10 protein-coding genes and 1 pseudogene are annotated in these 14,287 nt (G+C 27.4%); 10 read left to right on the top strand and 1 reads right to left on the bottom strand.

Annotation, left to right across the window (positions count from 1 at the left end; translation table 11 throughout):
* The 8 genes and pseudogenes from HUJ77_RS14755 to HUJ77_RS14720 all read left to right on the top strand — a co-directional run.
* Positions 1–407: pseudogene (locus tag HUJ77_RS14755) on the top strand (hypothetical protein); the annotation flags it as partial.
* A gap of 395 nt (positions 408–802) precedes the next feature.
* Entirely contained in the window at positions 803–1,006 is a 204-nt protein-coding gene (locus tag HUJ77_RS14750; protein ID WP_291709934.1) for a cation transporter, read from the top strand.
* Between the two features lie 139 nt (positions 1,007–1,145).
* Positions 1,146–2,198, top strand: a complete 1,053-nt coding sequence (locus HUJ77_RS14745; RefSeq protein ID WP_291709932.1) for an inorganic phosphate transporter — start codon at positions 1,146–1,148, stop codon at positions 2,196–2,198.
* Between the two features lie 27 nt (positions 2,199–2,225).
* Complete coding sequence (locus HUJ77_RS14740; protein ID WP_291709930.1) at positions 2,226–2,849, top strand: DUF47 family protein; 624 nt, start codon at positions 2,226–2,228, stop codon at positions 2,847–2,849.
* Positions 2,850–3,251: 402 nt separating this feature from the next.
* Positions 3,252–3,911 carry a DsbA family oxidoreductase gene (locus HUJ77_RS14735; RefSeq protein WP_291709928.1) on the top strand — a complete coding sequence of 220 codons (660 nt, stop codon included), beginning with the start codon at positions 3,252–3,254 and terminating at the stop codon, positions 3,909–3,911.
* A gap of 246 nt (positions 3,912–4,157) precedes the next feature.
* Positions 4,158–4,994 (top strand): BglG family transcription antiterminator LicT, encoded by an 837-nt coding sequence (gene licT / locus HUJ77_RS14730; RefSeq protein ID WP_291709926.1) that lies wholly within the window; start codon positions 4,158–4,160, stop codon positions 4,992–4,994.
* 418 nt (positions 4,995–5,412) lie between these two features.
* Positions 5,413–7,257, top strand: coding sequence for a beta-glucoside-specific PTS transporter subunit IIABC (locus HUJ77_RS14725; protein ID WP_291709925.1), 1,845 nt, complete (start codon positions 5,413–5,415; stop codon positions 7,255–7,257).
* Between the two features lie 101 nt (positions 7,258–7,358).
* On the top strand, positions 7,359–8,798 hold the full coding sequence (locus HUJ77_RS14720) for a 6-phospho-beta-glucosidase (protein ID WP_291709924.1): 1,440 nt from the start codon (positions 7,359–7,361) through the stop codon (positions 8,796–8,798).
* A gap of 191 nt (positions 8,799–8,989) precedes the next feature.
* Here the strand turns inward: HUJ77_RS14720 and HUJ77_RS14715 are convergent, their stop codons facing one another.
* Positions 8,990–9,541: a 50S ribosomal protein L25 gene (locus tag HUJ77_RS14715; protein ID WP_291709923.1), complete on the bottom strand. Its 552-nt coding sequence runs from the start codon at positions 9,539–9,541 to the stop codon at positions 8,990–8,992.
* A 354-nt stretch (positions 9,542–9,895) separates the two neighbouring features.
* On the opposite strand from HUJ77_RS14715, the gene HUJ77_RS14710 reads away from it, so the two are divergent.
* Positions 9,896–11,017, top strand: a complete 1,122-nt coding sequence (locus HUJ77_RS14710; protein WP_291709922.1) for a response regulator — start codon at positions 9,896–9,898, stop codon at positions 11,015–11,017.
* 154 nt (positions 11,018–11,171) lie between these two features.
* A partial coding sequence (locus HUJ77_RS14705; protein ID WP_291709920.1) for a collagen binding domain-containing protein occupies positions 11,172–14,287 on the top strand: 3,116 nt, incomplete at its 3' end.

Genomic DNA, 14,287 nt, shown 5'->3' with positions numbered 1-14,287 from the left:
AAGGAAATGTACAAGTTTCAACTCTTGATTTAGTTAATACTATTGCTGAAGTTTCTAATCTAAATAAGAAAGATTATACTAATGAATCATGGACTGCTTTAGAAGGAAAGGTTTTAGAAGCAAAAGCTATCTTTACTAAATTAAATGCTACTGAAGAAGAAGTCAATAAAGCTAAAGAAGATATAGAAAATGCCATTAAAGACTTAGTTGTAAGTAAAGGCAATAATGGCGGAACAAATAATGGCGGCACCAACAATGGCGGAACCAACAATGGTGGAAGTAACAATGGTGGAAGCAACAATGGAGGAACTAACAATGGAGGAAACAACAATGGTGGAAGCAATAATGGCGGCACCAATAATGGTGGAACCAATAATGGTAGAAGGAATAATTCAGGTAATAATTAATCAATAGGTAAATAATTATTGCCTGCAACTGGAGTTACCAATTCTAATATTATTTTAGAATTTGCAATTCTACTAGTAATTGCTGGAACACATTTATATTTTGAAAAATATAGATTGAAAAATAGGTTGAAAATAGTTCACATTTTATAATTAAAAATTATTATAATCCCTTTATAGTAGACACATAAAAGAAAAGGCTATAAAAATTTCTTTAAGTGAAGCTATAAGGGGATTTTCTTTATGTCTAAAAAAAGACAAATAAGCAAATTCTACATAAAATCATTGCTGATTAAGGTTTTAGAAAAAAAATCTACTTAAATATGGCTATCAAATTATCTATTTTTTCTAAATAAATGTGCATACTATATTTGAAGAAATAAGAAAGGAGATACTATATGGAAAGAGTACATTATAAAATTAATGATATAGCAAATGAAAATATGAAAACCCAAGTTAAAAACTCTTTAGAAAAGTTAGACGGAGTTGATAAGGTTTGTGTGGATGTTGCAAGAGGTACAGTAGAAGTAATTTATAATGAGCCAGCAACAGAAACTTCAATTAAATCTTGTTTAGAAAACTCAGGACATAAAATAGAATAAATAATCAGAAAATAGTCTATGTTTAAAAAACTTAGACTATTTTTTATTAAACATAATTGAAAATTTATAAAAAAAGTTATATTGTTAGAATATAGATAATAATTTAACAATATATACATAAACAGAAAGGAGAAAATTAATGACAATTTCTTTTTTTGAATTTTTAGGACAACTAGTGGACAACCTACCATTACTAATTACTGTTATCTTAACCCTAGGAGTAATTTTAGTTAATGGATGGACAGACGCTCCTAATGCAATTGCCACATGTGTTTCAACTAGAGCAATAGGACCTCGTGCTGCCATTTTTATGGCTACAATATTTAATTTTTTAGGTGTTTTTTTTATGACAATGATTAATGCAAATGTAGCACAAACAATATATAATATGGTTGATTTTGGTGGTGACTCACATTATTCACTAATAGCATTATGTGCAGCTCTATTTGCAATAGTTGTATGGGCAACAGCAGCATGGTATTTTGGAATACCCACAAGTGAAAGCCATGCTTTAATTGCAGGAATTTCAGGTGCAGCAATTGCTTTGCAAAAAGGTATGAGTGGTATTAATGGAAGCGAGTGGATAAAAGTTATATATGGTCTTTTATTATCTACATTCTTAGGTTTTGGAATGGGCTGGATAACAGTAAAGATTATTGGGTTAATTTTTGGAAGAGTTGATCGCAGAAAAACAAGTGGATTTTTTAAGTATTCTCAAATTAGTGGTGGAGCAGCTATGGCATTTATGCATGGGGCGCAAGATGGACAAAAATTTATGGGTGTATTTATGCTTGGAATATTCTTAGCAAATGGAAAGGCTGATGTTCAAAACTTTGTTATTCCTGTATGGCTTATGATACTTTGCTCACTAGTAATGGCACTAGGAACATCTATAGGAGGATATAAAATAATAAAAGCTGTTGGAATGGATATGGTTAAACTTGAGCAATACCAAGGTTTTTCAGCAGACTTAGCAGGTGCTGGATGTCTTTTAATATCTTCACTAACAGGAATTCCTGTAAGTACAACACATACAAAAACAACTGCAATAATGGGAGTAGGAGCTGCAAAAAGGCTTAGCTCAGTTAATTGGGGTGTAGTTAAGGAGATGGTTTGGACTTGGATTTTAACCTTTCCAGGCTGTGGGTTAATAGGATTTTTAATGGCTGAATTATTTATTTGGATATTTTAGAATAAAACTATAGAGGAGTAATATATAATGTTAGGAAAAAAAGAAAATAATTATTTTAATATGTTAGCTGAATTAGTAGATTATTCATGTGAAGCTGCTAATTTACTTCAAAAGACACTATTGAATTTTAATTTAGAGACAATTGAAGATAAAATATATGAAATGCATGAGATAGAACATACCGCTGATGTAAAGAAGCATGAAATGATGAATAAATTAGCTAAAGAGTTTATTACACCAATTGAAAGAGGTGATATTATTGATATAGCTCATTATATTGATAATGTTACAGATGATATAGAAGAAATTTTAACAAGAATATATATGTATAATATTACAGAAATAAAAAAAGAAGCTATAGATTTTTCAAATGTTATTATAAAAAATTGTAATGGTCTTAAAAATATAATGGCAGAATTCTACAACTTTAAAAAATCTTCACAACTTAAAAAATTAATTATAAGTATAAATGATTTAGAAGAAGAAGGAGACAAACTATACTTTAATACTTTAAGAAATTTATACACTACTTCTAAGGATCCAATAGAACTTATGACTTGGACAGATACTTTAAAGTATTTTGAAAAATGTTGTGATGCTTGTGAAAGTGTTGCAAACCTAGTGGAAAGTGTAATTANNNNAAATTCATAATAATAAAGAAACTCTATATTTCAATAGTATATAAATGAAATGAATAAGATACAAAAACTCATTGCTAATATAAATAAGGCTACCTTAGGGTAGCTTTTTTATTTATAAAATAAGTTCAAAAAAGTAGAAACAGATAAACCTGTTTCTACTTTTGAAAAAATTTAAAAAGGATAGATATTTTGAACTGTTTAAAAAAAGTTCAAAGGAGAAGTTTAAATAATACAGTAATTAAACTAAACTAATGTATAATTATTATTATATTTTCAAAATTATGATTAATTTATTAAAAATATTTATGATATATTTTTAAAGATTATAAGGTGTAAAATATATGTAGAATATATAGGTGAACTATGTTATATTACCTTATATATAGATTATTAAATAAAGGAGGAATAATATATGAAAATAGAAATCTGGTCAGATATATTTTGTCCATTTTGTTATATGGGAAAACGTAGATTTGAAAATGCCTTAAATAAATTTGAAAATAAAGAGGCGGTAGAAGTAGTATTTAGGAGTTTTGAATTAAATCCTAATGCTGAAAGGGTAAATAATAATAATATTAATGAAGTTCTTTCTAAAAAATATGGGATGACTTTAGAAGAGGCAAAAGCTAATAATGATAATATAGTAAAGCAAGCTAAAACCTTAGGCTTAGATTATAACTTTGATGGGGCAGTACTTACTAATTCTTTTGATGCACATCGTATGATTCACTTTGCAAAGGATTATGGCAAAAATGTTGAAATGACAGAGGCTTTATTTAAAGCATATTTCACAGATTCCAAGAACATAAGTGATTTTGATACTTTAACAGATATTGCAAGTAGTATTGGATTAAATAAGGAAGAAGCAATTAAAGTATTAAATAGTGATAAATACAAAAAAGAAGTAAGAGAAGATGAAGATTTAGCTAGAAATTACTCTATTACTTCTGTACCAACGTTCATTATTAATGGTAAATTTTTAATAAGTGGAGCACAGAGTGAAGAAGTATTTACAATGGCTTTAAATAGAGCGAGTTCAACTGAAAATATACTAAATTTAAACGATAAATAATATAAAATTAAACTTTTTTATACAAATAAGTTGACAATGTTTACACTGTATATTACAATAATGACATATCGATGAGAATTCATTTGTGGATTGTTACTGGAAAGCAGGCAAAACCTAAATTGATACCAAATTAGTTTTAGTAGGAGTACTATAACTATTTGATATTGGTTTAGGTTTTTTTATATGATTCTAGATAAAATATATTCTATATTTCTAATAGGAAATTATACAAAAGGAGTTAGAGATATGCTTATTAATAAAGTGTTAAACAACAATGTCATTACGATTATTAATGAAAATGATGAAGAAGCTGTAGTGATGGGAAGAGGTATAGCTTTTCAAAAAAAGAAGGGTGATGAGGTTGATAAGGACAAGATTGACAAGATATTTGTTTTAAGAAATAAAAGCATCAATGAGAAGTTAATTGCATTAGTTAAAGATATTCCTGTTGAAAATTTGGAAATTGCAGAAGAAATTATTGCATATTCAGAGGGAAAATTAAATACAAAATTAAATGAGAATATTTACTTAACCCTTACTGATCATATAAGCCTCTCTATAAGCAGACACGGAAATAATTTAGAAATGAAAAATGTTATGCTTTGGGATATAAAAAGACTGCATAAAACAGAATTTGAAATAGGTCTTAAGGCATTAGAAATAATAAAAAATAGACTTGGAATAGAACTTCCAGAGGACGAAGCAGCTGCAATAGCTATGCATATTTTAAATGGTGAATTAAGCCAAGATATGCCACAAATAGTAGATATAATAAATTTAATAAATGAAGTTTTAAAAGTAGTAAAATATCATTTCAATATGGATTTTGATGAAGAGTCAATTAATTATTATAGATTTGTTACTCATTTAAAGTTTTTTGCTCAAAGATTGGTAAATGGAAAGTATTATGAGGATAATGATAATGAACTATTTGAAATGATTAAATATAAATATCCAGAATCCTATGAATGTACTAAAAAGATTGATGGATTTATAAAAAAGAAATTTGGAAATGAACTAACAAAGGAAGAAAAACTATATCTTATAGTTCATACAGCTAGAGTTGTAAACGAAAGCTATTAGAAAATATTTAACTTTATAAGGATTGTAACTGATTCGATCAGGCAAAACCTAAGTTAACAGAAGTTTAACCACAAGAAGTGCGCTGAAGCGCAATGTAAAATGAAAAATTAAGAATGTAAAATAAAGGAATAAACTCCTGAAGAGTTTAAAAATCTTATTTGTAATTTGGAACAAATTACTTCAATAATTCTACATTCTACATTTTTAATTATTGGCTGTCTACAGTCAATGCAGTGGTTGTCTATAAGTTAATTTAGGTTTTTTATTATATACTGATAAATAATCAATGATTGGAGGAGATAGCAGGTAATTAATTTTATAACAAGAAGTTTCATAGGATTGTAACTGATTCGATCAGGCAAAACCTTAATTCTTCAAAACTTAAATAATTTAAATTTTGAAAGTGAGGAATTAAGCTATGAATTATGAAAATTTAGCTAAAGCCATTTTAGAAAAAATAGGCGGAAAAGAAAATGTATCAAATTTAACACACTGTGCAACAAGACTAAGATTTAATTTAAATGACAATTCAAAAGCTAAAACAGCTGAAATTAAAAATATTAAAGGTGTTATGGGAGTTGTAGAAAATGGAGGTCAATATCAAGTAATTATAGGTAATGATGTTAATAATGTTTATAAAGAAATAGCTAAAATAGCTAAATTAGAAAACCTTAAAGATAACAACTCTGAAGAAGTAGATGACCGTAAGCCAATAGCAAAAGTTATAGATACAGTAACAGGTATATTTACACCGATATTACCTGCTATAACAGCAGCTGGTATGATGAAAGCAGTTCTTTCATTATTAACTGCATTTAAGTTAATAACTACAACTTCACAAAGTTATCAAGTTATAAACTTTATGGCAGATGCTGCGTTCTATTTCTTACCAGTACTTCTTGCAAATTCAGCTGCTAAGAAATTTAAATGTAATCAATACTTAGCAATGATGCTTGGAGGAATGTTATTACACCCAACTTTTGTTACAATGGTTAATACTGCAAAAGAAACTGGTACATCTTTATCAGTATTTGGATTACCTATTTCTTTAGCATCTTATAGCTCAAGCGTATTACCTATAATACTAGGGGTTTGGTTTATGTCATATGTTGAACCAATAGCAGATAAAGTATCACCAAAGGCTATTAAGTTCTTCACTAAGCCATTAATTACAGCAGTAGTAACAGGAATAGTTTTATTAGTAGTAGTTGGACCATTAGGATATATAATAAGTGATAAAGTAGGATTAGGAATTAAAACTATAGAAACTTATGCTAGCTGGTTAGTTCCAACATTATTAGGTGGATTAACACCATTATTTGTTATGACAGGTACTCACTATGGACTTGTTCCAATAGGTATAAACAATCGTATGACTATGGGATATGATACTATTATTTACCCAGGAATGTTAGCATCTAACGTATCTCAAGGTGGAGCTGCTTTAGCGGTAGCATTAAAAACTAAGGATTCAGAAATAAAACAATTAGCATCTTCAGCAGGTATAACTGGAGTTTGTGGTATTACTGAACCAGCTTTATATGGTGTAAACTTAAGATTTAAAACTCCATTATATTCATCTATGATAGGTGGAGCAGTTGGTGGATTATTCTTAGGATTATTCCGTGTATGTAATTATTCAGGTGGTTCTCCAGGATTCTTAACTTTACCAAGCTATATTGGTGGAGATTCAATGATGAACTTTGTGTATGCTTGTATAGGAGCAGTTATTAGTGTTGCTGTTTCATTTGCAACTTGTTTAGTTTTATACAAAGATAAAGAAGAAGAAATTGTTAAAGAAAAATTAGGCAGAGAAATTATTATTGCAAGTCCTATTAAGGGAGAAATATTACCTTTAAGCGAAGTTAATGATGAAACTTTTGCATCAGAAATGATGGGAAAAGGTGTAGCTATTAAGCCATTAGAAGGAAAAGTTGTGTCTCCAATAAAGGGAGTTGTTCAAACAATATTTAAAACAAAGCATGCAATAGGATTAAAATCTGAAGATGGTACAGAAATTCTTATTCATGTTGGAATGGACACAGTTCAACTAGAAGGTAAGCACTTTACAGCTCATGTAAAAGATGGTGATAAAGTAAATGTAGGAGATACTTTACTAGAATTTGATACAGAAGCTATTAAAAAAGAAGGTTATGAATTAACAACACCTGTTATAGTTACAAATACAAATGATTATTTAGAAGTATTGGCTAGAGGTGTAAAGAGAGTTAATACTGGTGATGCTATTATAAGCATTCTTTAAAAATTATTAAACTGTGGCATGATAAAAAGTGTTTTAAAGACATATGCCACAGTTATTATTGAAAATAATACTAAAGAGACTTGAAGTTATGGAGGTAAAAAATGATTAAGGATTTTAATAGATTCCCAGAAAATTTCTTGTGGGGAGGTGCTCTTGCTGCCAACCAATGTGAAGGTGGTTATAAGGAAGGCGGAAGAGGACTAACTACAGTAGATCTTTGCCCTGCTGGAGAAAATAGACGTAAGGTTATGGAGGGGAAGATAGATGTTCTAAGACCTTTAGAAAATGAGTATTACCCTTCTCATGAAGCAATTGATTTTTATAATAGATTCAAAGAAGATATAGCATTATTTGCTGAAATGGGATTTAAATGTCTAAGAATATCTATAGCTTGGTCAAGAATTTTTCCAAATGGAGATGAAAAAACTCCAAATGAAGAAGGTTTAAAATTCTATGATGAAATCTTTGATGAAATGCTAAAGTATGGAATAGAACCAGTAGTTACTATTTGTCATTTTGATACTCCTATAGGTATTATTGAAAAACATGGCGGATGGAAAAATAGAAAGTTTATAGATTTTTATTTAAATTACTGTGAAGCAATATTTAACAGATATAAAGATAAGGTTAAATATTGGATGACATTTAATGAAATAAATATGATATTACATCTTCCATTTATGGGAGCAGGTGTGAGATTTGAAGAAGGAGATAATGAACTTCAAGTAAAATATCAATCTGCACATCATGAACTTATAGCAAGTGCTTTAGCTACAAAAATGGCTCATGAAATAATTCCAGGGTCAATGGTAGGATGTATGCTTGCAGCTGGTGAGTTCTATCCATATTCATGTAATCCAGAAGATGTTCTACACGCAAAAGAAAAGGATAGAGAAAATCTATTCTTTATAGATGTTCAATCAAGAGGTGAATATCCTGGATATGCAAAAAGATTCTTAAGAGAAAAGGGAATAGAAATAGAGTTTGCAGAAAATGATGTAGAAATACTAAAAAATAATACTGTAGATTTCATTGGATTTAGTTATTATTCAAGTAGATGTGCAAGTACAGACCCAGAAGTATTAAAGGGACAAACAGCAGGAAATGTATTTAAAACTGTTAGAAATCCAAACTTAAAAATTTCAGAATGGGGATGGCAAATAGATCCATTAGGACTTAGAATAACTTGTAATTCATTATACGATAGATATCAAAAACCATTATTTATTGTTGAAAATGGATTAGGTGCCGTTGATAAAGTTGAAGAGGATGGTTCTATAAATGATGATTACAGAATTGAATATCTAAGTGAACATATTAAGGCTATGAAAGAAGTTATCAAAGATGGAGTTGATTTAATTGGATATACACCATGGGGTTGTATAGATATAGTGTCAGCTTCAACTGGTGAAATGAAGAAACGTTATGGCTTTATATATGTTGATAAAGATAATGAAGGCAATGGAACTTTAAAAAGAAGTAAGAAAAAGAGTTTCTATTGGTATAAGACAGTTATCGCTAGCAATGGAGAGGAACTATAAAATATTATAATTGCATTTTATTAAAAGAGTTTAAATTTTAATTTAAGCTCTTTTTTATACATAGCTCAGAGATTTCTTTAAATTAAAGTATATTTGGCCAATACTATGTAGTGCAGTATGTAGTAAACCCATTTAATTACAAAAAGGATGATTCTATCATGGAATCATCCTTTTAAATTTATATAAATAAATTAACTAAAATATTGAGTACTTACTACAGCTAATAAAGTTTCTGGATCATTTGTTACAGTTACATCTTCTGGAATATCAATATTCTTAATAAAAATCTTGTCATCTAGTTGTAAATCAGAAGCATCTAATTCAATAAATTCTGGAATCTTTTCTACGTCTCCTTGTAAATCTATATATTGTGTATATGTTTCTAAAGTAAGACGTTTTCCTTCTAAAACATCTTGTCCAATAAATTTAATTGGAATCCTCATTTTAATTATTTCATTAGGTTTCACATATTGGAAATCTACATGAAGAACTTCATTTTTTTCATTCTTCTGAACTTCTTTAACAACACAATTTATTTTTTTATTTTCAAGTAAAATTTCTATTATAGATCCACTATTATTTAGCTTAAACATTCTTGTAAGCTCTGCATCAGAAATCTTTATTGGAATATTCTTATTAAGAAATTCACCATAAATGATACCAGGTATTTCACCAGCTTTTCTTAATCTATTTTTGTTTTCTTTTACATTTCTATCATATACCTTAAAGGTTGAATTTGACATAATAATATACCTCCTTAAATAACTTTATTATTAGTGATTAAGCTCTATAAAGTTAAGATAAGAGTGATAATAATTCTATAGAGCTTAATTTAAACTGTGATACTTTGATTCATCAAATAATATTTAATACTTCTAATATATTAGCAGCTGTAGCCGTATTTTGTTTTTTCACTTTATCTGGAAAATTTAATTTAANATTTATATATTGTATATTAAATATACTTAAAAAGCAAATCATGGAAAATGAAAAAAAGTTTAAATTTTTTCGATAAAAAATTGGAAAATACTTTCAAAATGTTACAAAAAGAGATATTATATAGATATTAAATTATTTAATGAAAGTGGGAGATTAGTGTGAGGACTATAATTATTGAGGATGATAATTTAATATCGGAGATAGAGAAGATAATTATAGGAAAAAATAAATATTTAAATGTTGTAGGATGCTTTAATGATTCGTATGAGGCATTAGAGAAAATAGAAGAATTATGTCCTGAAGTTATTTTCTTAGATATTAATATGCCTAAGATAAATGGTATTGAGGTAGCTAGAAGAATTAACGAAATCAATAATAATGTACAAATTATATTTGTAACTGCTTATGAAAAATATGCATTACAAGCATTTAAAGTTAATGCAATTGACTATATAGTTAAACCTATAACAGAAGAAGATATAAATATAGCTGTAAGAAAAATACTTAAGTATAAAAATGGAATTAGTTTTTTAAAAAAAGAAGAAAAAAGAAATAAAATTTTTACATTAGGAAAATTTGAGGCTTATGGAAATATAGAGAATAAACTAATTAAATGGCCAACGGCAAAAGTGGAAGAGTTATTTGCATATTTTGTTACGAAGAGGGGGAAAGCCATAGATAAATGGAAACTGTGTGAACTCCTTTGGCCAACGGTAGAGCCTGCAAAAGCATTACATAATCTACATAATAGTATATATAGATTGAAACAATCACTAAAGGCTAATGGAATAGAAAATATAATTAATTATGAAAAAGGATATTATAGTATTAATATAAGTAATATGTATTGTGATCTTTGGGAATGTGAAGATCTTATGATGTTAAATTTAGATTTAAGTGATGAAAATAAAGATAAATATGAAAAGATAATAAAAATTTATAATGGTAACTTATTTCAAAATCAAGATTATATTTGGGCAATAGACTTAAAAGAGGAATTAGATAGATTTTTCTTAAATATAGGGAAAAAGTTAAGTATGTATTATTATAACAAAGGAAGTTATTATAAATCAGAGGAGATTTTAAGGAGAATTATAAAGGAAAATTCATTAGATGAAGACTTAATTGATTTAGCTATGAAGAATGAATTTCAATTTAAGAATAAAATTGGAATTATAAATACATTTAAAACCTTAAAGAATTCCCTTAGAGCAGAATTAGATGTTGTACCACGTAGTTCAACAGAAAAACTCTACTTAGAACTAATAAATAGCTTATAGATACAGAGTCAATTACTTTTTGTAGAATTAAAATAAACTAGTACTAAAAACAACTATTTATATGAATAGTTGTTTTTTGTGAGTTTTTTGTGAGAATAACTTTATATAATATTTATTATATAAAAATAATTATTATGTAAAGGGGAGAGAATATATGAAAAGAAGTAAAAAAATTACTTTTTTTATATTAATATCATTAATTTTGCAACTATTTTATGGTATTAATTCTACAAATATAGTAAAAGCAGAAGAAAATACAAATTTTAAATTTATTACATCAATTCAATTAACTGATTTTCAGGGACAGCCTTTAAAAGAGGATATTGATAAATCTTCAGAGGTACGTGTTAATTTTAATTTCGAAATTCCGAATACCAAGGATTTAAAAAAAGGAGATACTTTTAAAGTAAAAATACCTAATCAAATTGAATTAATAAGTGATTTTACTGAAGATTTATTTGATGAAGAAAAGGAACTAGTTGCTAAAGCTCACTTTAATAAAAGTGGAGAAATAAATATAGAGTTTACAGATTATACTGGAGATTATTCCAATGTAAAGGGAAATTTTTATTTAGAAACAAAATTTGATAGAAATAATATTGGAAATGGAGAAATTGAACGAATTCCATTTGAACTATCAGGGCAATCAGAACCAGTTATAGTGGAAATAAAATTTAAACAAGACCCTATTCCAGAAGCATCAATAGAAAAAACTGGTAAGTATGATGGAAGTAAAAATGAGATTACCTGGAATATAGAATTTAATAAAGAAAATGTTAATGTTATAAATCCTAAAATAATAGATAATATTCCTCTAGGACAAGAATATATACAAGGAACAGCTACAATAGATAATGGTGCTGATAAAAATGGATTCTCTTATGTAGCAGCAGAAAATGATAGTACAAATTCTGGAACATTGACTTATGGATTTAATCAAGAGGTGAACAAAAAATATACAATTACTTTTAAGACAAGAATAAGTGATATTAATATTCTCCCAAAGGAGCAAGGACAAACTGTAAAATTAACTAATAAGGCAATAGTTAATTATAATAATATCAACAAGGAGTCAAAGGAGGCTTCAGTTGATGTTAAGACAAATTATATTGAAAAGTCTGCTTCATATGATGCTAATGAGAAAAAGATAAATTGGACAATTAAGGTAAATAATAATTCATTATCTTTACAAAACTTAAGAGTAGAAGATGTTATACCTGAAGGATTGGAGTTTGTAAAAGATTCATTTAAAGTGAACAATATATTGAATAATACTTATCAATATAATGAAGTAAATAAAACATTAGATTATACATTTGTTGGAACAATTAATACTCAACAAATAATTACTTTTTCTACTAAAGTAGTAAATGAAAAAGCTTATCAAATTAATGGAACAACTAATTTTAAAAATACAGCTACTATAGAAGAAGGCATAGAAGGTAAGCCATATGCCTCTTATACTGTAGGAGTAGGTAGTAATATTTTAAGAAAAAGTTATAAAGATAAGTATGATACATCAAAGCATTATTTAACATGGCAAATTGAAGTTAATAGTAATGAAGTAGAACTTAAAAATCCAGTTGTAAAAGATGAAATTCCAGTTGGACAAAAGTATGTTGAGGGAAGTTTTAAAATAGAGGGTGAAGGTCCTGATACTAATAAATTTAAATATGAAGTTGCTTCAGAAGGTGATTTGATAAAAACAGGAACTATTACGTATAACTTTAAAGATACTATTAATAAAAAATATATAATTACTTTTCAAACAGAAGTAACTGATAGTAGTGTTTATGCAGGAAATGTGTATAAAAAGAAATATATGAATACTTCAACTATGACGGCAGATAATATATCAAATGAAGTTAGCAGCAAAGCAGAACAAGAGGTTACTAGTAATGTTATAGATAAAAAAGCAGAGAGTTATGATGCTGTAAACAAAACAATTACTTGGAGAATATTTGTTAATAATAATAAAACTAAGTTAGGACAAGTAGTAGTTACAGATAATATTCCTTTAGGTCAAGAATATGTTGAAGATTCTGCAGGTATAAACAATAATGCTGATAATAGTTTATTTAATTATAAAAAGGCAGATGCTAATGATACAGAAAAAACAGGAACTTTAACTTATAATTTTAATAAAGAAATAGATGATGTATATGAAATTACTTTTAAAACTAAAATTATAGATAATTCTATTTTTTATACAAATGGTCAGAAGAAAGTGAAGAATACAGCTAGTATAAGTGGGGATGTTATACCATCAAGGGTATCTGTTACTGCAGAAAAACCAATTAATAATACAGTAATTAGTAAAGCTGCTAATTATCAATTGGGAAATGACTATATAGACTGGAATGTTATTATAAATTCTAATTCCATTCCAATGGGAAAAGTAATTCTTGAAGATAATTTACAAGAGGGCTTAGAATTAGATACAGCAACAGTAGAGCTATATAATCAAACTTTGAATTCTGATGGAAAATTAATCAAGGGAGAAGCTGTTAAGTTAGATAAAAATAGTGTCCAATATGATACTAATACTAGAAAATTTATATTTAATTTTTCAAATGAAGTAGATAAACCATATTTATTAACATTTAGGACAAATGTTATAGATAAAAATAAACAATCATTTTCTAATACAATACAATTTAAGGGAGGAAATGGAAAGGAAGAAAGTACTTCAAATAATATTAAGGTTGAATTTCAATCTGGTGGTGGTAGCGCAATAGGTACAAGAGGATCAATTACAGTTTTAAAAGTAGATAAGGATAATAAAACACTTAAGGGAGCAAAATTTAATTTAATAGATAGATATGACAATGTAATAGCTACAGGAGAAACTAATGAAAAGGGTGAACTAAAATTCAATAAAATTAAATTTGATATACCATACACTGTAAAAGAAGTAGTAGCACCAGAAGGATATATTTTAAACCAAAATAATATTTATGAGTTTACTATAAATAGTGCAGATGATAATAAGAATATATCTTACACATTTGAAAATGAAATTATTAAAGGGTCACTACAAATAAATAAATTTAATGAAGATAATGTTCCGCTAGAGGGAGCAGAATTTACTGTTTATGATTCATCTGATAAAGAAATTAAAAGTGCTGTAACAGATAAAAAAGGCTTAGTTAAATTTGAAAACTTAGTTTATGGAAGTTATTATTATGTTGAAACTAAGGCACCAGAAGGCTATATATTAAATAGTGATAAATATGCTTTCGAGATAAAAGACAATGGAGTAGTTCTAAA

It is taken from the genome of Clostridium sp., from assembly GCF_021443865.1.
Classification (GTDB): domain Bacteria; phylum Bacillota; class Clostridia; order Clostridiales; family Clostridiaceae; genus Clostridium.
This window is presented reverse-complemented; position numbering and strand designations above follow the sequence as displayed.

Excerpts from the sequence above, each read along its gene's own strand:
- HUJ77_RS14750 (WP_291709934.1), top strand. The coding sequence starts at position 803 with ATGGAAAGAGTACATTATAAAATTAATGATATAGCAAATGAAAATATG.
- HUJ77_RS14745 (WP_291709932.1), top strand. The coding sequence starts at position 1,146 with ATGACAATTTCTTTTTTTGAATTTTTAGGACAACTAGTGGACAACCTA.
- HUJ77_RS14735 (WP_291709928.1), top strand. The coding sequence starts at position 3,252 with ATGAAAATAGAAATCTGGTCAGATATATTTTGTCCATTTTGTTATATG.
- licT (WP_291709926.1), top strand. The coding sequence starts at position 4,158 with ATGCTTATTAATAAAGTGTTAAACAACAATGTCATTACGATTATTAAT.
- HUJ77_RS14725 (WP_291709925.1), top strand. The coding sequence starts at position 5,413 with ATGAATTATGAAAATTTAGCTAAAGCCATTTTAGAAAAAATAGGCGGA.
- HUJ77_RS14720 (WP_291709924.1), top strand. The coding sequence starts at position 7,359 with ATGATTAAGGATTTTAATAGATTCCCAGAAAATTTCTTGTGGGGAGGT.
- HUJ77_RS14715 (WP_291709923.1), bottom strand. The coding sequence starts at position 9,541 with ATGTCAAATTCAACCTTTAAGGTATATGATAGAAATGTAAAAGAAAAC.